At 55.5% G+C, this 20,296-nt stretch carries 21 protein-coding genes; 11 read left to right on the plus strand and 10 right to left on the minus strand.

The features are described 5' to 3' along the window. Positions 1 to 173: 173 nt before the first annotated feature. A complete protein-coding gene (locus JW953_21405) occupies positions 174 to 752 on the plus strand; it encodes a thymidine kinase (GenBank protein MBN1995261.1) in 579 nt (192 codons plus the stop codon). 27 nt (positions 753 to 779) lie between these two features. On the opposite strand, the gene JW953_21410 is transcribed toward JW953_21405, so the two are convergent. From JW953_21410 to JW953_21450, 9 genes are all read right to left on the minus strand, one after another. Then, positions 780 to 1,370: a leucyl/phenylalanyl-tRNA--protein transferase gene (locus JW953_21410; GenBank protein MBN1995262.1), complete on the minus strand. Its 591-nt coding sequence runs from the start codon at positions 1,368 to 1,370 to the stop codon at positions 780 to 782. A 25-nt stretch (positions 1,371 to 1,395) separates the two neighbouring features. Next, entirely contained in the window at positions 1,396 to 2,562 is a 1,167-nt protein-coding gene (locus tag JW953_21415; GenBank protein ID MBN1995263.1) for a hypothetical protein, read from the minus strand. Positions 2,563 to 2,742: 180 nt separating this feature from the next. After that, the gene (locus JW953_21420) at positions 2,743 to 3,096 is read right to left on the minus strand and encodes a translation initiation factor (protein MBN1995264.1); all 354 of its coding nucleotides are present in this window, start codon (positions 3,094 to 3,096) and stop codon (positions 2,743 to 2,745) included. Positions 3,097 to 3,125: 29 nt separating this feature from the next. Continuing rightward, positions 3,126 to 3,653: a hypothetical protein gene (locus tag JW953_21425; GenBank protein ID MBN1995265.1), complete on the minus strand. Its 528-nt coding sequence runs from the start codon at positions 3,651 to 3,653 to the stop codon at positions 3,126 to 3,128. 66 nt (positions 3,654 to 3,719) lie between these two features. Next, a complete protein-coding gene (locus JW953_21430) occupies positions 3,720 to 4,100 on the minus strand; it encodes a metallopeptidase family protein (GenBank protein MBN1995266.1) in 381 nt (126 codons plus the stop codon). 2 nt (positions 4,101 to 4,102) lie between these two features. Beyond that, a complete protein-coding gene (locus JW953_21435; protein MBN1995267.1) occupies positions 4,103 to 4,846 on the minus strand; it encodes a sulfite exporter TauE/SafE family protein in 744 nt (247 codons plus the stop codon). An 80-nt stretch (positions 4,847 to 4,926) separates the two neighbouring features. Further along, positions 4,927 to 5,829 (minus strand): fumarylacetoacetate hydrolase family protein, encoded by a 903-nt coding sequence (locus tag JW953_21440; protein ID MBN1995268.1) that lies wholly within the window; start codon positions 5,827 to 5,829, stop codon positions 4,927 to 4,929. Positions 5,830 to 6,129: 300 nt separating this feature from the next. Beyond that, positions 6,130 to 7,161 (minus strand): hypothetical protein, encoded by a 1,032-nt coding sequence (locus JW953_21445; GenBank protein MBN1995269.1) that lies wholly within the window; start codon positions 7,159 to 7,161, stop codon positions 6,130 to 6,132. Positions 7,162 to 7,178: 17 nt separating this feature from the next. After that, positions 7,179 to 8,054, minus strand: a complete 876-nt coding sequence (locus JW953_21450; protein ID MBN1995270.1) for a sugar nucleotide-binding protein — start codon at positions 8,052 to 8,054, stop codon at positions 7,179 to 7,181. Positions 8,055 to 8,223: 169 nt separating this feature from the next. Between JW953_21450 and JW953_21455 the strand changes: the two genes are divergently transcribed. The 9 genes from JW953_21455 to tsaD all read left to right on the plus strand — a co-directional run bounded on the left by JW953_21455 (position 8,224) and on the right by tsaD (position 17,202). Beyond that, positions 8,224 to 10,284: an elongation factor G gene (locus JW953_21455; GenBank protein ID MBN1995271.1), complete on the plus strand. Its 2,061-nt coding sequence runs from the start codon at positions 8,224 to 8,226 to the stop codon at positions 10,282 to 10,284. Continuing rightward, entirely contained in the window at positions 10,284 to 11,396 is a 1,113-nt protein-coding gene (locus tag JW953_21460) for an ATP-binding protein (GenBank protein MBN1995272.1), read from the plus strand. The genes JW953_21455 and JW953_21460 overlap by 1 nt, the downstream gene beginning before the upstream one ends. Positions 11,397 to 11,548: 152 nt before the next feature. Beyond that, positions 11,549 to 12,331, plus strand: coding sequence for a VWA domain-containing protein (locus tag JW953_21465; GenBank protein ID MBN1995273.1), 783 nt, complete (start codon positions 11,549 to 11,551; stop codon positions 12,329 to 12,331). A gap of 125 nt (positions 12,332 to 12,456) precedes the next feature. Continuing rightward, on the plus strand, positions 12,457 to 13,446 hold the full coding sequence (locus JW953_21470; protein ID MBN1995274.1) for a uroporphyrinogen decarboxylase: 990 nt from the start codon (positions 12,457 to 12,459) through the stop codon (positions 13,444 to 13,446). Positions 13,447 to 13,482: 36 nt separating this feature from the next. Next, positions 13,483 to 13,929, plus strand: coding sequence for a GNAT family N-acetyltransferase (locus tag JW953_21475; GenBank protein MBN1995275.1), 447 nt, complete (start codon positions 13,483 to 13,485; stop codon positions 13,927 to 13,929). A gap of 30 nt (positions 13,930 to 13,959) precedes the next feature. Next, positions 13,960 to 14,928: a DUF3592 domain-containing protein gene (locus tag JW953_21480; protein ID MBN1995276.1), complete on the plus strand. Its 969-nt coding sequence runs from the start codon at positions 13,960 to 13,962 to the stop codon at positions 14,926 to 14,928. Then, the gene (locus JW953_21485) at positions 14,925 to 15,578 is read left to right on the plus strand and encodes a class I SAM-dependent methyltransferase (GenBank protein ID MBN1995277.1); all 654 of its coding nucleotides are present in this window, start codon (positions 14,925 to 14,927) and stop codon (positions 15,576 to 15,578) included. The genes JW953_21480 and JW953_21485 overlap by 4 nt, the downstream gene beginning before the upstream one ends. Then, the gene (locus tag JW953_21490) at positions 15,575 to 16,129 is read left to right on the plus strand and encodes an NUDIX hydrolase (protein ID MBN1995278.1); all 555 of its coding nucleotides are present in this window, start codon (positions 15,575 to 15,577) and stop codon (positions 16,127 to 16,129) included. Before JW953_21485 ends, JW953_21490 begins: the two co-directional genes overlap by 4 nt. Further along, positions 16,126 to 17,202, plus strand: a complete 1,077-nt coding sequence (tsaD, locus tag JW953_21495) for a tRNA (adenosine(37)-N6)-threonylcarbamoyltransferase complex transferase subunit TsaD (protein ID MBN1995279.1) — start codon at positions 16,126 to 16,128, stop codon at positions 17,200 to 17,202. The genes JW953_21490 and tsaD overlap by 4 nt, the downstream gene beginning before the upstream one ends. A 15-nt stretch (positions 17,203 to 17,217) precedes the next feature. On the opposite strand, the gene JW953_21500 is transcribed toward tsaD, so the two are convergent. Next, complete coding sequence (locus JW953_21500; GenBank protein MBN1995280.1) at positions 17,218 to 19,128, minus strand: right-handed parallel beta-helix repeat-containing protein; 1,911 nt, start codon at positions 19,126 to 19,128, stop codon at positions 17,218 to 17,220. Positions 19,129 to 19,420: 292 nt separating this feature from the next. Between JW953_21500 and JW953_21505 the strand changes: the two genes are divergently transcribed. Further along, positions 19,421 to 19,972, plus strand: coding sequence for a cob(I)yrinic acid a,c-diamide adenosyltransferase (locus JW953_21505; GenBank protein MBN1995281.1), 552 nt, complete (start codon positions 19,421 to 19,423; stop codon positions 19,970 to 19,972). Positions 19,973 to 20,296: the final 324 nt, after the last annotated feature.

The following is a 20,296-nucleotide window of genomic DNA, read 5'->3' on the forward strand; positions in this document are numbered from 1 at the left end:
ATGTGTGAGTTTGGCATCAATTTGAAGCGAATCAACCCCTCCTTCATTTCTCTTTTAGTTACTCGCACTTGTTCTTAACATGAGCCTTATTTTTTAGACAAGAATTTCCGGCAGAACTTTCTTTTTGCTTCCGGCTTAGAAGCAAAGCGACTTCAGCCGGGTTAGGAGAAACAATGTATCATCGTTACGACGGCGGCTGGATTGAGGTTATCTGCGGCAGCATGTTCAGCGGAAAAACAGAGGAATTAATCCGGCGGCTGGTGCGGGCTGAAATTGCCAAACAAAAGGTACAGGTTTTTAAACCCGCCCTGGATAATCGTTACGAGTCCCAAAAAGTAAGTTCGCACAGCGGCCGGTATTACGAGGCCACCGTAGTGCAAAATGCCGCCGAAATTGCGGCCCGGCTAGACGAAGATACCGACGTGGTAGCGATAGATGAAGTGCAATTTTTTGATTGGACCATTGCCGAACTGTGTGAAAAATTAGCCAACCAGGGCCGGCGGGTCATCCTGGCCGGGCTAGACCTGGATTTTCGAGGTGAACCGTTTGGCCCCCTACCGCTACTCATGGCTCAGGCCGAAATGGTAGACAAACTCCAGGCCATTTGTATGACCTGCGGCGCGCCGGCCAGCCGCACCCAACGGTTAATTGATGGCCGTCCGGCGCATTATAACGACCCGGTGATTATGGTAGGCGCCAGTGAAGTGTACGAGGCTCGCTGCCGAGAGCACCATGAAGTGCCGCGAGATTAGGTGCTTAATCAACTTTGGGCCGCTTCGTTAAAATTGGGCATCCACCGTTAAAGCGTGGGCCAGCCGGACTTTGTATTCTACCCGCAAAATCTCAATGGCCCCAAACCGCCGCAAATGAGGGGTCATAAATTGCACGTCGAGCAAACAAAAGCCACCCTGGCGTAACCGTTGCACCAGATGCACCAGGGCGATTTTGCTGCTATCGGTGATCCGGCTGAACATACTCTCGCCCGCAAACAAACCCCGCACACTAACCCCATAGAGGCCACCGGCCAGTTCGTTCTTTATCCAGGTTTCAACGCTGTGGGCATAACCCAGCCGGTGCAACTCTGAATATACTTCAATGAACTCGGCGCTGATCCATGTTTTTTCCCGGTCGGGATGGCCCGGCACAGGTTCGGCGCAGGCCCTCATCACCGGGGTAAAGGCAGTGTCAACCCGCACTTCAAAATCACCCCGGCGCATGCGCCGGGCCAGAGAACGGGGAACGTGGAATTTGTCCAGGGGTAAGATGGCGCGGGGATCGGGGTCGTACCAGTAAACTGCGCCGTCTTCGCCCGTCATAGGAAAGATGCCCTGACTGTAAGCATTGAGCAAAATCTGCGGCGTCAATTTCATTGAGCCAAACCACGCTTCAAATGAATTAGTATCCCTGCCACCAATCCTTGCGCGAACGGGGGTCCATAAAAGTGCCTCTATCCCTGACGGCCACTTTGATTTCGGAACCAGGGGCTGTGCCCAGGGCCTGGCTGTTGCGCAGGGCCGGCAGATAGCCGGTCACGCGATTGCCTGCGGCGTCGTTTTGGGCGCGGTAGAGGGCCAGCAGGTTGGGGTCCACGCACACGTCTTCAATATGCACGGCATAACCGGCCGCTACTGTATCCTGGCGGGTGTAACCCAGAGTGATACGTTTTTCTGCCGCATATAGCACCATTGCTTTGTAATCACCGCCATAAATTTCAGGGTCGCGTTCGGGAAGGTAGACCGTTTCGCCGGCGGTGGTGGTAAAACCGGCCAGGGTAACGCCGGGAGCAGTAATGGCCGGGCCACGACAGCCATGCTCGCCACAACCCCAAATCCATTGGTTAATCTGGTAAACGGCGTTGATACCGGGCACCCGATGCGGGTCAAAAAGACCGGCCAGTTGAGGCGCATAGGGGTCAGAGCCGCCGGCGTAATCAACCAGGCCCAGGTATTCGTTGACCGGAGCATATCCCCGCAGGGCCAGATTCAAGTCGCCATGCAGAACGTCAGGATGGTCTGCCGGCGCCCCCTCAATGGGAATAAGGTTAAAGGTGGCGGTAGAGGTCAGGGGACATTCCGACTGGGGCGATTTGAATACAATGGGCAGAAATACCTGTGGCGCGGCTAAGGTGAAGGTGGCCGGCGGAGTCACGTAACCGCTCGCGCTGATCGCATCATGCGCCTGCACGGTCCAGGTATAAACGCCGTTAGGCAAAGCATAAGTGGGCGTGTAGATTGAGGCGGTAGTAGTAATAGGGGCGGTATAAGCCTGGCTACCGGTAAGCAAAAGTGTATAACTGATGATGCCGCCGGGATCATCGGTAACGGCGTCGGCCCAGGCAAAAGTAGGCCGGGGGTTGGTGATAGTGACGCCGTTGGTGGGCGTAATGAGCAAGGTGAAGGTGATGCTTTGACCCCAGATAGTCGCGGCGGTGGGAGCCGGATTATTTTGGGCGGGCACAGCGGCATAAACCGGGGTAATGGTTAAAAACGTTACCCCCCAACCAATACCGGCCAGTAACCATATTGCAGTAAAGGAAGAAATGATGCGAGCCAAGTGGGTCATAAAGTACACCTATTTTACCTGCCCGGCGGCAATCCGGGTAGTGTACTTAATACCTACCGGGGGATGTACTTTATGCCTATTGCCCGGTTAACAGACCGGGTTTATCCCAATTTTAATAGGGTAGGGACAGGACAATGTCCTGCCCCTACCGCCAAAATTTTGGCACACACCCTAACAGACTTACCCTCCCGCCAGCTTTACTTTGTACCCCAATGCTTGTAATTTCTCCGCAATTTTCTCCCGGTGGTCGCCCTGCACCTCGATGACGCCGCCGTTGTTGCTACTTTTTATGGTGCCGCCTGACCCGCAAAACGTTTTTAAGGTTTTGGCCAGCTCTTTGAGATCGGTCTCGGTTAAGGTAAAACCGGAAATAACCGTGACCATTTTGCCCTTGCGCCCCTTTTTATCGCGCATGATCTTCAAGTTCTGTTGGGCCGGGGCCAGGGAAGCGCGCGGATAGTTTGAAGCCGGGGGCTGTTTCCGCCGGTCGCCGATTTTAGTTGAAAAAACAACTTTGCCTTTTTGCCGGGACATTGTTTCAAGGCCCCTTTGCCACTAAGGGTTTAGAGCATATCGTCAAAATATTCATCAAACAAACGCCGCACGGCCTCTTCACCCTGTTCGGCGGCTTCCTCCCACATTTCCCTCAATTCGGTAGCCAAAGCTCTGGCCTGCTCTTCGCCGTGGGTGACAATATAAAAGCGTTTGTTCCAATGACGGCCGTAAGGGCCTAGCGGGCAAAAAGCCGCCCAAAATTCTTGCTTTTTGCCGGTTTTACCATGATAGGAGTGAGAACGATACACGCCTGTCCGCCCGCTTTTGTTATTACTGGGCGGCCTTTTCATAAAGGTAGGCGGTTCGCCCCAGGCGCTTTTGTAACGTTCAGGGTACAGCCGCAGTTGTTCTTCCAAATACTCTTCGGCTGCAACCAGGGCTTTGCCCTTACTGCCATAAACGTTATCGGTGAACAGTTTAGAATGGTACTTTCTGGGCACGCCAATGGGCAAGCGCACCTGCCAGCCATGCGTACCATGGTCGGGGTCGTCTTTGGGTTTATCTATTCTGATAATTGAACCTAATCGTCTACGCATTACATCTACCTCTTTAACTTTTGCCGGGATTAATGATACCCAAAATAACAAAGTTTTCAAATGCCATTAATAAGCGCCCAATTCCCGCAGCCGGTCGTCGTCAAGGCCAAAGTGGTGGGCTAACTCGTGTTTTACCGTGCGTTGCACCTGGCGGATAATTTGTTTGGGGGTGCGGCAAACCTGCTCAATAGGCATACGATAAATGGTGATTTTATCGGGTAAAACCAGGCCATAGTGACTGGTGCGCCGGGTTAAGGGGATGCCTTGATACAGGCCAAACAGAAGTTGGCCCGGTTTGAGGCCAACCGCTTGTAGTTCGGTTTCCGTGGGCCAATCGGCTACCACCACCTCTACATTTTGCAATCTTTCTTTAAAGAAGTTGGGCAATTCATCAAGCGCCTGCGCCACCAATTGCTCAAATTCTTCAAGGCTAAATTGCGGTTTCATGATTAACGTACCAAGAGTAACACGCCCGATGCAACTAAAAAAACAAGAATAATTCGATCAAAAATGAATTTATTGATTTTAGTAGAGATAACTTTGCCCACCCACACACTGACGGGCAACAACGGCAACAGCCAGACCACCTGCCCCAGCAACTCAAAATCAAATAGATTAGCGTAATAATAAGTGGGCACTTTGAGCCAATTTAAGACCATAAAAAAGAGGGCCGAAGTGGCCACAAAAACGCGGGGCGTCACCTTTTGCATGAGCAGATAGATGGTGATGGGCGGGCCGCCCGTATGGGCCAGGGCCGAGGAAAACCCGGCCGCAGTTCCGGCAGCCAGGCCATGCCAGTTCCGGGCCTGGTAGGTGATTGAGCCAAAAATATACTGCTCAAAAAACTTATAAACGGCAAAAAGTAGCGCAATCACGCCAATTCCTCGCCGCAAGATAGTGGGAGAAACATTGGCAATAAACAATGTGCCAATAATCACCCCGACAATGGCGCCGGGGATGAGCAAGGTAACCAGTTTTCGGTCCCACCGTTTCCAATGAGAGGCCACGGCAAAAACATCGGCAATCATCAGGATGGGCAACAAAAGCCCAACCGCCTGATCGGCGGGCATTACCAGGGCCATCAGCGGCGTGCCCAGGGCGCCCATGGTGCTGTCAAAGCCGCCTTTAGAAAAGCCAATCAAACAGATTACCAGAGCCGTCATGCTCAAAAATATAAGCGGGTTGTCGGTCATCGGGGAAGAGGTTCCTTTACGGGGGGTTGGTTGAAATTGAGATTTTGCAAACATTGGAAAATGGGACGCATCACAGGTGCTCATGCCGCAATCATCACATTGGCCAACTTACCCAACCCTTCTACCTCAACCGCCACTTCATCACCGGGTTTGAGCCACACCGGCGGCTGCATGCCCAGTGCTACACCTTCCGGCGTGCCCGTAAGAATCAGGTCGCCCGGTTCCAGGGGGATGTATTGGCTAATATAGCTGACCAACTGGGCCACCGTAAAAATCATATCCGCCGTATGGGAATCCTGCCGCGGTTCACCATTTACCCAGGAGCGCAGCCGTAGACGCTGCGGGTCAGCAATTTCATCGGCCGTAACCAGGTAGGGGCCGATGGGGGCAAATTTATCCAGCGTTTTGCCCAGCAGCCATTGCGAGGTGCGTTTTTGCAAATCTCTAACGCTCACATCGTTGGCGCTGAAATAGCCAAATACGTAATCCAAAGCCTCAACCTCGCTAACGTACCTGGCTCGCGCGCCCAGGGCCACGCCCAACTCAACCTCGTAATCATACTGCTCGGCATTGCCCGGCAAGGGGATCGAATCGCCATGCGCGGCCAGCGTGTTATTGAATTTAGAAAAAAGCACCGGGTATTCCGGCGCGGCCAGCCCGGACTCGGCGGCGTGGCGGCGGTAATTCAGGCCAATGCAGATGATTTTGCCGGGATAGGGCATACAGGGGCCAAATTCTAGCGAAGCCTCGTCCAAAATCCAGGTTGCGGTGGGATTTTTGGCCACTGCCTGGTCCACAAAATCGGCCAGGCTCTGTTGGGTGGCTGAACCGCCGGTCAGCAGGATTTCCATACTGGTGGGAATTGGGACATCGCTAACAAACGGACTCAACGCAGCCAGAGCCGCTTTAACATCCACCACCCCCGCCGGGGTTTTGACACCCAACCGGAGTTCGGTTTCTTTTTTAAACGTGAGTAAGCGCATGATCAATATCTCCTCGACCAATGATGAACGACGAACGACCAATGACCATTTTTTTTGTTCGCCATTCCTTTTTGGTTGGTGATCAGATTATTAATGAGTGGCTGGATAGGTAGGGTACAACAACTTCGCGGATTTCCCCCCCAGGTTTTTGGTCCGTAACCGGATATAAGCAATTATATGTTGAAGTTCAAAAAGTGCAAAAGGGCGGGCAAATATTGGATATAATCGTTTGTTCGGATAATGTTTTTGGGTAGAGCCAGGACAGTGTTCTGGTTCTACCCGGAAAAAATCCAAAATCTTTTACTCTTGAGCGTTGACCATTTGTAGAGTCCGCTCAATGGCATAGGGGGTTATCGCGTGTCCGGCCCCCTCTATCACGGCATAATTCACGTTGTAACCGCGCCTCATGAGCGGATACACGGTGGAGGGGAGAACAAAATCCTGCAAGCCGTCATGCTCCCCCCAGGTAAATACATAAGGTAGATCGGGGCTGGCCGGCTCACCGGCGTCAAGATCGGGTGCGCCTGCTGTCACCACGCCCGCCACCAACTCCGGGTGATAAACAGAGAAGCGGTAGGCAAAGGTTCCACCCTGAGAGAAGCCGAACAGAATTGCCCCTCGCTGGTCAACCGGATAGGCCAGATTGACCTCTTCCAGAATCCGTTTCATCGGCTCAATGGGGCCTGCGCCTGGCATAGGTTCATAATTGCCAAAGGTTGGCGATACAAAGATTATCCCTTCCCCGGAAAAGGTAACGGCCAGGGGAAGCAGGTCCTTCCCGTTGCCGCCGTATCCGTGCAGGCCCACCACTACCGGCCAGCCGCCGGCCGGGGCAAAACCCCAGGGTTTAACCAGATAGTACTCTGTGCCGTCAACCGTCCTTTTGCCCCCGCCCCACTCGGATATTTGGATGGCCACCCGGTAACGATCAAGATAGCCCGCCTGCACAAAGTATATTACGGCCACAAATAGCAACATCAAGGCAACGATAAGCATGATGCACGTGATCGGCCGCCCCTGGGCTTGGGTTTTATGCGACATTTCTTGAACAGGGGTCTGCTGCCCCCTGGCCTCACTCCTCTCCAGGGGGACGGGTTCCATTTGGGTTGGCGGCTGAAGGGAAGCGGTTTGTTTCTGATGGTTGAGTTGCTGCCAAAGGTACTGTCCGGCCTTCCGGGCCAGCTCTCGCAGAGCCGGATTAGCCTCGTTCTGGTAAATATGTTTGAGCAGGGGGAGCGCCTGGGCATCGCCTGAACGCGCCAGAGCCAAGATCGCCTCACGCCGTTCTTTGGGGTCACTGCTCTGCAATTGCGTCAACAGTCGTTGATCCATCGAGTTTTCTGAAATTTCTAAATTTTTGGGGGCCGGTTTGCCTGCCTGTTCAGAACCTCATCCACCCCCGGGAATCTCATTTGCAGCAACTGCTCGGCCCGGCCAACCGACATCCGTAAATCCAGGGGAATGGTTTCGAAAATATCGGCGGCGGGGCCTGATTGTAATAAACCACGGGGATCAACCTGCCACCAGGCCAGCATCCGGCGGCCAAACTCCTCCCGGGTCAGGGCTTGACGGCCCACAATATTCAGCGGGCCGCCAAAATCAATCCGCGCCAATTTCAGCAGCGCCTCAACCAGGGTCTCGACCCACACCGGCTGGCGGATGACGTCGTTGAACAAGATCAAAGGCCGGCCGCGGGCCAAGCGTTCGGCAAAGCCGGCTGTACTGCGATCCATTTCGGTCAGGCTATAAATCAGGGAAGTGCGCACAATCACGGCCCGGGGGTCAACCGCCGCCACCGCCGCTTCGGCCGCAGCTTTGGAGCGGCCATAAGCGTTCAAAGGGGCGGGCGGGGCATCGTCGGCGTAAGGGGCATGGCGGCCATCGTGCACTATATCCGTGGAAATGTGCACCAGCCGCGCCCCTACAGCCGCCGCTCCCTCGGCCACGTAGCGACTCCCCGCCGCATTGACCCGGCTCATCGCTTGCTCATCGCCGCCGGGATTGAGGGCGGCAGTGTGAATAACGGCCTGGGGCTTCAGGCCGGCAATGAGGCGCAGCACAGCCTCCCGATCGGTCAAGGCCAGCCGTAAAGGACGTCCTGTTTTGATTTGATCAGGCTGGGTCTGGTAAGTGGCGTAAACGTCAAAAGCTGCAACGGCCCTGGCGCATAAGTGTCGCCCTAAATAGCCGCTGCCGCCGGTAATAAGCAAGGGTTTATATTCCATAATACCCCCGATTATAACATAAATTAATAGGGATGGAAGTCGAAAAAGGGAAAATTAGCTGTTCAACTATTCCCGCCATTTCACCCTTTTGACAATCCCCCCTGATTGCATTAGAATACCCAAGTTATACAGATTACCTCGCGCCTGGGCGCGTTTTAAGGAGACTTTAATGGCAGGCAGTTATTCAACAGACAAAATCAGGAACATCGTTTTATTGGGGCATAGCGGCAGCGGCAAAACCTCCCTGGCCGAAGCCATGCTGTTTGATACCGGCGCGGTGAACCGGCTGGGCAAAGTGGAAGAAGGCAATACCGTCTCGGACTACGACGAGGAAGAGATCAGCCGCACTATGTCGCTGAACCTGTCTGTGATCCCCTGTGAATGGGAAGGACATAAAATCAACGTGCTGGATGCGCCCGGTTACACCGACTTCCAGGGCGAGATGCTCAGCGGCATCCACGTGGCCGACACCGTGGCGCTGGTGCTGGACGGCTCGGCGGGCGTAGAGGTGGGCACCCAGCTCTCCTGGCAAATGGCCGAGGAAAATCACAAACCCATGGCCATTTTTATCAACAAAATGAACCGGGAAAACGCCAGTTATCGGAAAGTGATTGACCAACTGCGCCAAACCTTTGACGCCAAATTTGTGCCCATGCAACTGCCCATCCGCAGCAACGATAAATTTACCGGCGTGGTTGACCTGATTACCCAAAATGCCTACACGGGCGCGGCCAAACCGGGCGATCCGCCCGCCGAGATGGCCGATGAAATTGAAGAATTCCGCATGGAACTGGTTGAATTTGCCGCCGAAGGCGACGACGCCCTGATGGAAAAATATTTTGAAGAAGAAACCCTCTCCCCCCCTGAAATTATGCAGGGCCTCAAGGCCGGCCTGGCCGCCGGCAGCGTAGTGCCCGTGTTTTGCGGCTCGGCCACCGAAAACATTGGCGTGCGGGATTTTATGAACTCTATTCCGGCCATCTTCCCGGCCCCGGCTGTAGAGATAACGGCCACCACGGGCAAAGGCGCGGAAGAAACCCTTACCGGCGACCCCAACGGGCCGCTGGCTGTGCAGGTTTTTAAAACCATCAACGACCAGTACGGCAAAGTCAGTTTTCTCCGGGTCTGGTCGGGCACGCTCAAGGCCGACGCCCGCCTGTTCAATAGCCGGGCGGAACAAGAGGAACGTATGGCCGGGTTGTCTATGCCGCGCGGCAAGGAACAAATTGAAGTCAAAGAAGCCGCGGCCGGCGACATTGCCACCGTGCTAAAATTAAGCGCCACCCTCACCGGCGATACGTTGAGCGATAAGGCCAAAGCCTATACCGTGCCTATGATTGCCTATCCCAACCCGCTGTATGCCGTAGCCCTCACCCCAGAAAGCCAGAGCGACTCGGCCAAACTTGGCCCCAGCCTCACCCGCATCACCGAAGAAGACCTCACCCTGAACCATCGTTACGAAACCGCCACCCGCCAAACCCTGCTGGAGGGTATGGGTGAAACGCACGTCAACATTGCCGTTAAGCGCATGAAAGTTCGCTTTGGCCTGAATGTGCAAACTTCCATTCCCAAAGTGCCTATGCGAGAAACCGTTACCAAAACCGGAGCCGACATGTATCGCCACAAAAAACAAAGCGGCGGCGCCGGCCAGTTTGGCGAAGTGCACATGCGGGTGGAACCCCTGGCGCGCGGCGACGGCTTTGAATACAAAAGCGAAGTCTTTGGCGGCGCTATCTCCCAACCCTTCCTGCCGTCCATTGAAAAAGGCATCAAGCAGGTTCTGGAACAAGGTCCCATTGCCGGTTACCCGGTGGTGGACGTGCGCGCCGTAGTGTACGATGGCAAAGAACATCCGGTTGACTCCAAAGACATCGCCTTTCAGATTGCCGGGCGTGAAGCCTTCAAAAAAGCCATGCTGCAATCCGGCCCGGTATTGCTGGAACCCATTATGGACCTGACCATTACCGTGCCGGAAGAGTTCACGGGCGACGTGACCAGCGACCTCAGCACCCGGCGGGGCCGGATGTCGGGCATGGAGCAGGTGCGGGGGTACACCGTTATTACCGCCCAGGCCCCCCTGGCCGAGGTGCAGCGTTACGCTACCGATCTACGCTCGTTTACGCAAGGACGCGGCATTTATACCATGAGCCTTTCCCATTACGAAGAAGTGCCCAGCCACATTGCCAGTGAGATCATTGCCAAAGCGCAAAAAGAGAAAGAAGAAGAGTAATGCGGTCAATTTTTCCCTTCACGGCAATTGTGGGCCAGAATCGGATGAGAATGGCCCTGATCCTCAACGCCATCAGCCCCCAAATTGGGGGCGTCCTTATTCGCGGCGAGCGAGGCACAGCCAAATCCACGGCGGCCCGGGCCATGGCCGCGCTGCTGCCGGAAATTGACGTGTTTGTCGACTCGCCCTTTAACGACGACCCCAACGCGCCCCAAACCTGGTCCGATTGGGTCAAAGAACGCCAGGACCGCGGCGAAGAACTGGCCGTGACCAAACGCCGTATCCGTTTTGTGGACCTGCCCATCAGCGCCACCGAAGACCGGGTGGTGGGCACTCTGGACATCGAGCAGGCCATCAAAAAGGGCGAACGGCATTTTGAACCGGGCGTTTTGGCCGCCGCCAATCGGGGCCTGCTTTACGTGGACGAGGTGAATTTGCTGGATGACCACGTGGTTGACCTGCTGCTCGATTCTGCGGCTATGGGCGTTAACGTGGTGGAACGTGAAGGCATCAGTTTTTCTCATCCGGCCCGCTTTATCTTTGTGGGCACCATGAACCCGGAAGAGGGCGACCTGCGGCCCCAATTGTTGGATCGTTTTGCCCTGTGTGTGGACATCCAGAGCATTGCCGAGCCTCACGCCCGCATGCAAATTTTGGAACATACCCTCAACTTTGAACGGGACGCCGACAAATTTTACGCAGAGTGGGAGCCCAAAGAAGCGGAACTGGCTAAAAAAATCACCCAGGCCCGCGAGCTTTTGCCCCAGGTGGTCTACACCAAACGCGATCTGTACACCATTGCCGAATTGATGGCCGAAATGCACGTTGACGGCCACCGGGGCGACATTGTGATTCTCAAAACCGCCCTGGCCCACGCCGCCTTCAATAATCGCAAAAAAATCACCCAGGAAGACATCCTGGTGGCCGCCGAATTGGCCCTGCCGCACCGGCTCAAACGGCAGCCGTTCCAGGACGTCACTATGCAATTTGGCGAACTGGCCGACCGCCTACAACAAGTGCGCCAGGAAGCCACCGAACAAACCGAGGAAATGACGGAAACCGGCGAGATGTCCGGCGACTTTGAGGAAAAAAAAACGATGGTGAAGAAGTAGACGCAGATCAGCCGCCCATGCCGCAGCCCATGGGCGCGCCGCCCCAAGCCGACCAGAGCACTCCCTCATCGGGGGACCAAAGCCAGGCTAAAAACCCGGTGGAAATTGGCCAGGATTTTGCCCCCCGGCGGCTGCAAACCCAGCTTGATAAAATGACCCGTTCTTCGGCGGGCCGGCGCAGCTACACCAAAACCGACCGCAAACGGGGCCACTACATCCAGGCCCGGCCCGTCGGCCAAAAAAAACCCAAAGACGTAGCCTTTGACGCCACCCTGCGGGCCGCCGCCCCCTACCAAATCAGCCGCGATCATACCGACCGCGCCCTGGCCGTGGAAAAACAGGACATTCACGATAAAGTGCGCGTTCGCCGCGCGGCCAACCTGATCCTTTTTGTGGTAGACGCCAGTTGGAGCATGGCCGCCGCCGAGCGTATGGAGGCCACCAAAGGGGCCATCATGAGCCTGTTGTTAGACGCCTACCAGCGCCGCGACCAGGTGGGCCTGGTGGTCTTTCAAAAAGAGTCGGCCCGGGTGGTGCTGCCGCCTACCTCCAGCGTGGAATTGGCCCAGCGCGCCCTGGCCGACGTGCCCGTTGGCGGCAAAACTCCCCTATCGGCCGGGCTAATGCTGGCCCACCGCGTGCTTACCCAACAAACCCGCATGCACCCCGAAATCATGCCGTTGATGATTTTGCTCACCGACGGCGCGGGCAACGTATCTATGTCTAACCTCCCGGCCCAGGAAGAAGCCCACCGGGCGGCCAAACTGATTGCCGAAGAAAATATTCGCTCGGTGGTGATCAATATGGAACACGCCAGTTTTGATCGCGGCCTGGCCCAAAACCTGGCCAATGAACTGGCCGCGCCCTGTTACACCCTGGCCGAGTTGAAGGCCGATACGCTGTATCAAACGGTGAAGGATGAACTGAAATTGTAGGCTACTTAATGCCGGGTTTACTGACGCTGTGACCGCCGACGAATAACGAACGACGAAATCTGGTCGTTGGTCCTTTGTCGTTGGTCAGGCACGTAAAATGTGATCCGGCCTGAATAGAGGAAATAATGACCATCACCATGACCAAACGCCAGCGCCTGGAAGCCACCATTGCCGGGGCAACCGTTGACCGTCCCCCCGTTGCGTTGTGGCGGCACTGGCCCGTTGACGACCAGACCGGCGAAGGTTTAGCCCGCGCTACCTTGGCCTTCCAACGCGCGTATGATTTTGATTTCATCAAAATAACCCCCAGCAGCAACTACTGCCTGGCCGGCTACGGGGCCACTACCATTTGGGAAGGCAACCAGGAAGGCACGCGCAGTTGGGGGCCGCGCGTTATCCAATCGCCCGAAGATTGGACCCGGCTGCAACCGCAAGACCCCGGCCAGGGGCTGCTGGCCGAAATTATTAAGGCCAACCGTCTCATTGGCCAGGCGGTGGGCGAAAAGACGCCTTTTATTCAAACCATTTTCAACCCGCTCTCCCAGGCCAAAAACCTAGCCGGAGAGCGGCTTCTGTCCGACCTCCGCCAACACCCGGAGGCGATGAAAGCCGGGCTGGCCGTCATTACCGAGTCCATTTTGCGCTTTATCGAAGCTCTCAAACCCACCGGCGCGTCCGGCATTTTTTTGGCCGTGCAACATGCCAGCTACAACCTGCTCACCGAGGCCGAATACCGCGAATTCTGCCAGCCGCTCGACCGGCAAATTTTGGCCGCTACCGAGGGAATGTGGTTCAACTTAATCCACCTGCACGGCGTTAACGTGATGTTTGACTTGGTGGGCGCTTATCCCGGCCAGGCCATCAACTGGCACGACGTGGAAACCCCGCCCGCGCTGGCCGAGGCCAGAAACCGCACGGAAATGGCCCTGTGCGGCGGCCTACGCCAGTGGGAAACAATGGTGCGGGGCACCCCGGAAATGGTCATCGCCGAAGCCAAAGCCGCATTCGAGGCTACCGCCGGGCAGCGGTTCATTTTGGGCACGGGTTGTGTCACGCCCATCACGGCGCCAACGGGTAATATCCTGGCGGCCAGGCAGGCGGTGGATCAATTTTAAGCGCCAATGGCACGAATATTTTCTCGGATTCCGGGTATGGCGCTTGTCATCCGTTCCTTCCAACCAGCCGACCAGGACGCTGTCCGGCAATTAATTCTGGCCGGTCTGGGCGAACATTTTGGCTGGATTGACCAAGCGTGTAACCCTGATCTCGATGATATTCAGACCCATTACATCAAGGCCGGTCACGTGTTTGTGGTGGCAGAGGCAAACGGCGAGATTATTGGGACAGGAGCCTTGCTTGCCGAGAACAAAAATACTGCCCGGCTAAAGCGGATGTCGGTGCGGCGGGAGTACTGGCGCCGGGGGATTGGCCGGATTTTGGTGGCCCATTTGCTCAACGTGGCCTGGCAACAGGGTTTTACCCAAGTGCGAGTGAGCACGGAACCAGACTGGGCAGACGCCATTGGGTTATACCAAAGCTGTGGTTTCAGCGAAGAGAGGCGTGACCAGGTAGGGGTCTATTTTTCGCTTACACTTTAACAAAATTCTGAGGGAGAGAACAGACAACAGATGTCGGAAAAACTACAACAAGCTATCACGCTCATCAAAGCAGGGGATAAACAAAACGGGCAACGGCTGCTGGCCGAAATACTCAGGGCCGATCCCAAAAACGAAAACGCCTGGCTGTGGATGTCGAGCGTAGTGGCCACGGACGAACAATGCCGCCACTGTTTGAATCAAGTTTTGGCCCTTAACCCCAACAATCAGTTGGCCCATACCGGCCTGGCCAAACTTCAGCAAAAACAGGCCGGTTCATCCCGGCCACCTCAGACAGCGCCGCTACCTCCAGCCTCTCCCCCGTCCCAACCGCCACCGGCAAGCCCGGCCTCTCCCGCGAGACCGGCTTCCGCCAACGTACCTGAACCGTCCGGCCAGCCAGCGCCTCTTCGCCGCCTGGAGCCTGCGCCAGAACCCAAATCGCGCATCAAGTACCTGGGAGACCCGCCAGATACAACCGCGCCTGTCCAAGAGAAAAAGCCAGCCCAACCCCCCAAAAAACCTTCCCTAAAAACCTGGGTTATTGCCCTGCTGCTTGTGGTGGGGGGAATGTGCGGGCTTGGCTGGGAAGCGATGAAACTGCAAGATGAAATGGCCCTCCAAAGCCAAGGCCTAATTACCGAGGCCCAAGTCACCGACTTCAACACCAAACGCAGCCGGCGGGGCGGCGCCACGCACTACCTTGCTTACAACTTTGAAGTCAATGGGGTGGTGATCTCGGCCTCTGATAAATACGTGGCCTCGGTTGAAAACTGGGAACAGGCCGTTGCCGACCAGTCGCTCCAGGTAAAGTATCTGCCCGGCGACCCCCAAAATAACCGGCCCTATTTTCCCGGCAAAGAAGCCGAGCAGTTGGGCGATCGCATGCTTAACGTTGGTTGTTTTAGTTGTGTATTTTTGTTGGGCTTGCTGCTAACGGTGGGCTTGCTCATGGGCCTGCGGCAAAAATCGCCCCCGGCCGGCCAAAAGGGAACAACGTGAAAAGTCAATTTGCCGAAGCTTTTAATCACGACGAGGACGCCCCTGCTTACGATAACGACGTTCTCGACGAAACTCATCCCATCCGGGCCGGCTACGACGCTGTGCTCAACTGGGTGAGTGAAAAAAGCGCCCATACCTGCGGCGCCATCCTTGACCTGGGCGCCGGAACCGGCAACCTTTCCCGCCGCTTAAAAAATTTCAAGCGCCTGGTCTGCGTTGATGTTTCTGATAATATGCTCAACATTGCCCGCCGCAAGCTGGCCGGCTTAAACAACGTAGAGTATGTTAAAACCGACTTGTTGGCATATTTTTTTAATGACCCGCCTCTGTTTGACGCCATTGTTAGCACCTACGCCATCCACCACCTCACCGAAGCCGAAAAACCAATTTTGTTTGAGAAAATTTACGCTGCTTTACCACCCGGCGGCAGGGCCGTGTTTGGCGATTTGATGTTTGCCGATGCGGCGGCCCAGGCGCAGCTCGCCCAGAAATTCCAAAATGAGGGCCGCCCGGACGTGGTGGCTGATTTTGCCGATGAGTTCTTTTGGTTTGTGGATCAAGCCAACGCCTCGCTTACCGGCCTGGGCTTTGAGACCGAGATTAAACGATTTTCGGATTTATCGTGGGGCATAGCGGCCAGGAAACTATGAACAATTGCAACGAACCCCTCACCCTTACCGCCGAAGAAGCCGCTTTGCTCCGGGAAGGCTTCACTTACTGTCCCCGCTGCCGCACGGAGATGGTGGACCGAGAAGCTTTTGGCCGGGTGCGGCGGGTATGCCCGGAATGTCGTTTTATCCAATTCATTGACCCCAAAGTCGGGGCCTCGGTGCTGGCCGAGCGTGAGGGGCGGGTGGTGCTGGTCCGGCGCAAAATAGACCCGGCCCGGGGAAGTTGGTGTTTACCCGGCGGCTTTATGGAAATGGGCGAGACACCCCAGGAAGCAGCCCGCCGCGAGTGCCGGGAAGAAACAGGGCTGGACGTTGAAATTTTGGACCTGATTGACGTGTATTACTACCAGGATTTCCGGGGCGGCGGCATATCCATTATTTACCACGGCCTGGTGACCGGCGGCGACATTCAACCGGGCGATGACGTGAGCACGGCCGGCTTTTTTGGGCCGGACGAGTTGCCTAAAAATATTGTCTTCAAATCAAACCTGCAAGCCCTGGCTGCCTGGCAGGAAAGACTTAAAACATGACCAAAATTCTGGCTATCGAAACTTCGTGCGACGAAACCGCAGCAGCGGTGATTGAAGACGGAGTTAGGCCCAAATCCAACGTGGTAGCCTCCCAAATTGACATTCACCGGCGTTACGGCGGCGTTTTCCCGGAAGTCGCCTCGCGCCAGCACATCTTGGCCATCGGCACGGTGATTCAGGATGCCCTGATTGAAGCGCGCACCGGCTGGAACGAGGTAGACGCGGTAGCGGTCACTTATGGGCCGGGCCTGGCCGGCAGCTTGCTGGTGGGCGTCAACGCGGCCAAAGGAATAGCCCTGGCCCTGGGGGTGCCGCTTATCGGGGTCAATCATCTGGAAGGCCATCTCTACTCCAACTGGCTCGATATTGAAGGCAGCGGCCATCCTCCCCCCATTAAATTTCCCACGTTGTCCCTCATTGTGTCCGGCGGCCACACCGAATTGGTCCTCATCCGCGGCCACGGCGATTACCAAATCCTGGGCCGCACCCTTGACGATGCGGCCGGCGAGGCCTTTGATAAAGTGGCCCGTATTTTGGGCCTGGGCTTCCCCGGTGGCCCGGCCATTCAAAAAGCAGCCGCCGGGGGCAATCCCACTGCCTTCAAATTTCCACGCGCCCGGTTAAGCGACTCGTTTGATTTCAGTTTCTCCGGCCTAAAAACGGCGGTGCTGCGGGTGGTGCAAAAATATACCAAGGTGGAAAAACTCCACCGGCCTGACCAGGATAAGGCCGACCGGGCCGGCAAACAGGCCCGGCTTCCTCTCAACCCCATGCCCGGCGCGGATATTGCCGCGTCGTTTCAAATGGCCGTGGTGGACGTGCTGGTTGACAAAACCAAAGCCGCCGCCGAGATGTACGACGTCGCCGAAATTCTGCTGGCGGGGGGGGTATCGGCCAATAGCCTGCTGCGCAACAAAATGATGTCCGGCGCGGGCCGGCCCGTGCGCGTGCCCCCCCTCTCTCTCTGCACCGACAACGCGGCCATGATCGGCGCGGCGGCCTACTGGCGGCTCCAGGCCGGCGACGTGGCCGGCTGGGACCTGGACGTTGTGGCCAACTTGCGGTTAGGCTGAACCAATAACCTGGCCTTAACCACTTTTGAGCACGATTGGCAGGTAAACTCCGCTACTGCTCAAGATATTCACCGTGGCCGCGCGGGTGAAGATACTTTGGCCAATGGCTGGACCGCCGGTCCAACTGCTACTAATGTGGGCGATGTTAATGAATTGCCAGCCGGTGATAACATGGCCCAACCTCGCCGCGTAAGTGATGGCCGCTGTGGCGCCGGCAGTCATAAAGCCCGTCCAGGTAATCCCCCCGCTCCCCGTAATGATTGTTCCTCCTGCCGAAGCTGAAACACTGCCCGGCACCAAGGTTGTGTTCCCCGGCAGAGCATCCGTCACTATCACCGTGCCGGAAAAAATGCCGGAGTTGGTGATCAGCACGGTGTAAGTGACCACCGTTCTGGTGCCGGTCAAATTGGGTTGCGCCTGTTTTTGACTGGCGCTGAGATTGACGCTTGTTTCGTAAGCGCCCAAATCCACCAGCGGGGCCGCCAGCGGGCGCAAAACGCGGTCCAGATCATCCAACGGTGGAGGAACAATGGTTGAAGCATCAATAGCCAACGAGCCGGGAGCCAGGTGGTAATCCGCGCCAGGTAGCATAAAACCAACCGGCAAGGCCACTACCGGAGCAATAAGCGTAATAGGCCCAGGCCCTAACCCACCCTGGCTGATAGCCGTGTCTCTCACTGTAGTAGTCCCGGGTGCGGCTGGCAGTATCTCTAAATTGCCTGTACCGGCAGGAGGATTAGCAGCGTGGATACCGTTGTCAATGTTAATAGTTGAAGGAACTCCCGCAAAACCCGCAAAATCACAAATCCCATCAGGTATATTGTCGGCAACAGTGCTGTTCACTGCATTCAAAACATCGGGCACAGTTGGAGTGGCGCCCATAAAAATAGCGCCCCCACTTCCAGCCGCAGCGCCACATCCCCCCGGTGGTGGCATTGTGACGATATTATTGTCAATCAATACATTCAACAAATCCAAGTGAACTTGCCCCATGACAGCACTGTTTTGCAGGGCAATGCCGGCCCCGCCTACAGTTGTTTGATTACGTTCGATTTTGGTGCGCACCATAGTCTGAGGTATAAGTCCCACAGGTGGAGTAGTATTGACAATATCAACCCCACCCCCAAAACCGGCATTGGCCAAGTTAGCAAAAATCTGACTGTCTTCTATATCAAGCCTATCCGGAATAGGGAATACAAGTTGAAACTCAATGCCTCCCCCATCCAGAGACGCCCCATTAGAATAAATCAACGTGCGTTTAATAATGGCCTGATCCACATCTCTAAACATTATCCCCCCGCCGGAACCCAGCGAGGTAACCACGTTAGAATAGATTTCACTATCCACAATAAGGGTCGTCGTTACATTTACTACGGTCACACCGCCGCCAAACGAGGAGCCAACCGCATCGTCGCCAATATTATCGTGAATGTGGCTGTTTTCAATGGTCAGTTGGGCCAGCGTGTTGGCTAAAATCCCGCCTGAACCTGTGCCTGAACCAAGAGGCATTCTGGCCCCGGAGATGTCAAAATTGCGCAGATGAAGGGTTTGAGTGCCGGTGCCCACTGCGATGAGTTGGGTTGTGTTTGGCGCAGACGGCGTTACGCGAGTGCGAGTCACGGTTTTTACGGCGTAACCGGCGGCCAGGGTGGTAGGGTCATAACCGCCATCAAGCGTAATTTTGGTGGGCATTGGCGGAATGGGCAGATTACCTCCTTCGGCAAAAATCTCGTTAGACACGCGAATGGTATGTGTGCCGGGGGGGGTGGTAGAAATGGCGTTCAAAGCAGCGCCAATGGTGGCATAGGGACAACCGGCAGCACATACATCCAGGGTGATAGTGCGCCCGGGCTGGGCCAAACCCCAGAGCATCCCGATCAGCATCACCCCCGCCAGAATGAAGGAGAATAACAACTTCTTTAGCATAAGACTCCCTCCTTTCAAGGGACAAAAAATTTGGATGATTTGATTAAACGCAGACAGTGGTGGCCAGAAAGAAAAAAGCAAATTCAAGGTTAGAGAGGTCAAATTTGAGGCAGCGTGGCAGGATGAATGAAATAACGACTATGCTTCAAGTATAGCAGATTTTGCTACGATTTGGAAGGGTTTGTTACCAACACCCCCCCTGGCCATTGCCAAATCTACTGCTTTCAGCTATGATAAGCTGGTCAAACTGATAAATCTCCAAAAATTAGAAGCGACGATGTCCAAAAAAACCATTCTTTATACGCGCACCGGCGACGAAGGTTACACCAGCCTGCTGGGGCAGGAAAAGGTACCCAAATACGATTTGCGTCCGGCCGCCTACGGCGCGGTTGACGAAGCCACCGCTTTTATGGGTCTGGCGCGGGCCAACCCGGCTGCCAGCGAGCGTACCAGGCAACTCATCCTGACCGCCCAGCGCGACCTGTGGCTGCTGATGGGCGAATTGGCCTCTGCCCCAGGCGTGCAGCTTCCCCAACAACTCACCGCGGATCGGGTGGCTTGGCTGGAAACAGAAATTGACAGGTTGGGTGAGGAAATCCCTCCCTTAAACCAGTTTGTTCTACCTGGCGATACTATGGTTGGAGTACAGTTGGATGTGGCCCGGGTGGTGGTGCGTCGGGCGGAGCGTGAAGTAGCCTACTTACTACACGAAGGGATATTTAAAAACAGAGAGATTATTCGTTATTTGAATCGGCTCTCCTCCCTGCTGTTCGCCCTGGCCCGGTACGAGGAACACCTGGCCGGGCGTCAAACCACCCTGGCGAAATCCTCAACCCGACAGTAACGATATTGTTTTATTTGACCCCCCTTATTGCATCACTTTAATACCTTAAACTTACGCACGTTCCAGAGGTGACAGACAGTCACCTCTGGAATGCAGCAACGATTTGCGTAAGTCCTAACCTTATCCGTTGAATCCTGCTTTTGGACAAGAACATTAACCACAACGCCACCAAGGCCCGAAGTCACCAAGATTCTTTGTGGCTTTTGTGTCCTTTGTGCCTTTTGTGGCAAAAACCCTTTTTGGTTCTTCCAGAATTTCCGTGGTGTAGGGGCAGGTCTTGTGCCTGCCCAGGGCGACCACAAGGATTCGCCCCTACATATTGGG

It is taken from the genome of Anaerolineae bacterium, assembly GCA_016931895.1.
Lineage (GTDB): Bacteria > Chloroflexota > Anaerolineae > 4572-78 > J111 > JAFGNV01.

Bases quoted from the DNA above. Each gene is read 5' to 3' on its own strand.
- JW953_21475 (MBN1995275.1), top strand. From the start codon at position 13,483: ATGGCGCTTGTCATCCGTTCCTTCCAACCAGCCGACCAGGACGCTGTC.
- JW953_21500 (MBN1995280.1), bottom strand. From the start codon at position 19,128: ATGCTAAAGAAGTTGTTATTCTCCTTCATTCTGGCGGGGGTGATGCTG.
- JW953_21430 (MBN1995266.1), bottom strand. From the start codon at position 4,100: ATGAAACCGCAATTTAGCCTTGAAGAATTTGAGCAATTGGTGGCGCAG.
- JW953_21440 (MBN1995268.1), bottom strand. From the start codon at position 5,829: ATGCGCTTACTCACGTTTAAAAAAGAAACCGAACTCCGGTTGGGTGTC.
- JW953_21435 (MBN1995267.1), bottom strand. From the start codon at position 4,846: ATGACCGACAACCCGCTTATATTTTTGAGCATGACGGCTCTGGTAATC.
- JW953_21490 (MBN1995278.1), top strand. From the start codon at position 15,575: ATGAACAATTGCAACGAACCCCTCACCCTTACCGCCGAAGAAGCCGCT.
- JW953_21480 (MBN1995276.1), top strand. From the start codon at position 13,960: ATGTCGGAAAAACTACAACAAGCTATCACGCTCATCAAAGCAGGGGAT.
- JW953_21455 (MBN1995271.1), top strand. From the start codon at position 8,224: ATGGCAGGCAGTTATTCAACAGACAAAATCAGGAACATCGTTTTATTG.
- JW953_21465 (MBN1995273.1), top strand. From the start codon at position 11,549: ATGACCCGTTCTTCGGCGGGCCGGCGCAGCTACACCAAAACCGACCGC.
- JW953_21470 (MBN1995274.1), top strand. From the start codon at position 12,457: ATGACCATCACCATGACCAAACGCCAGCGCCTGGAAGCCACCATTGCC.
- JW953_21460 (MBN1995272.1), top strand. From the start codon at position 10,284: ATGCGGTCAATTTTTCCCTTCACGGCAATTGTGGGCCAGAATCGGATG.
- JW953_21445 (MBN1995269.1), bottom strand. From the start codon at position 7,161: ATGGATCAACGACTGTTGACGCAATTGCAGAGCAGTGACCCCAAAGAA.
- JW953_21450 (MBN1995270.1), bottom strand. From the start codon at position 8,054: ATGGAATATAAACCCTTGCTTATTACCGGCGGCAGCGGCTATTTAGGG.
- JW953_21420 (MBN1995264.1), bottom strand. From the start codon at position 3,096: ATGTCCCGGCAAAAAGGCAAAGTTGTTTTTTCAACTAAAATCGGCGAC.
- JW953_21410 (MBN1995262.1), bottom strand. From the start codon at position 1,370: ATGAAATTGACGCCGCAGATTTTGCTCAATGCTTACAGTCAGGGCATC.
- JW953_21415 (MBN1995263.1), bottom strand. From the start codon at position 2,562: ATGACCCACTTGGCTCGCATCATTTCTTCCTTTACTGCAATATGGTTA.
- tsaD (MBN1995279.1), top strand. From the start codon at position 16,126: ATGACCAAAATTCTGGCTATCGAAACTTCGTGCGACGAAACCGCAGCA.
- JW953_21405 (MBN1995261.1), top strand. From the start codon at position 174: ATGTATCATCGTTACGACGGCGGCTGGATTGAGGTTATCTGCGGCAGC.
- JW953_21425 (MBN1995265.1), bottom strand. From the start codon at position 3,653: ATGCGTAGACGATTAGGTTCAATTATCAGAATAGATAAACCCAAAGAC.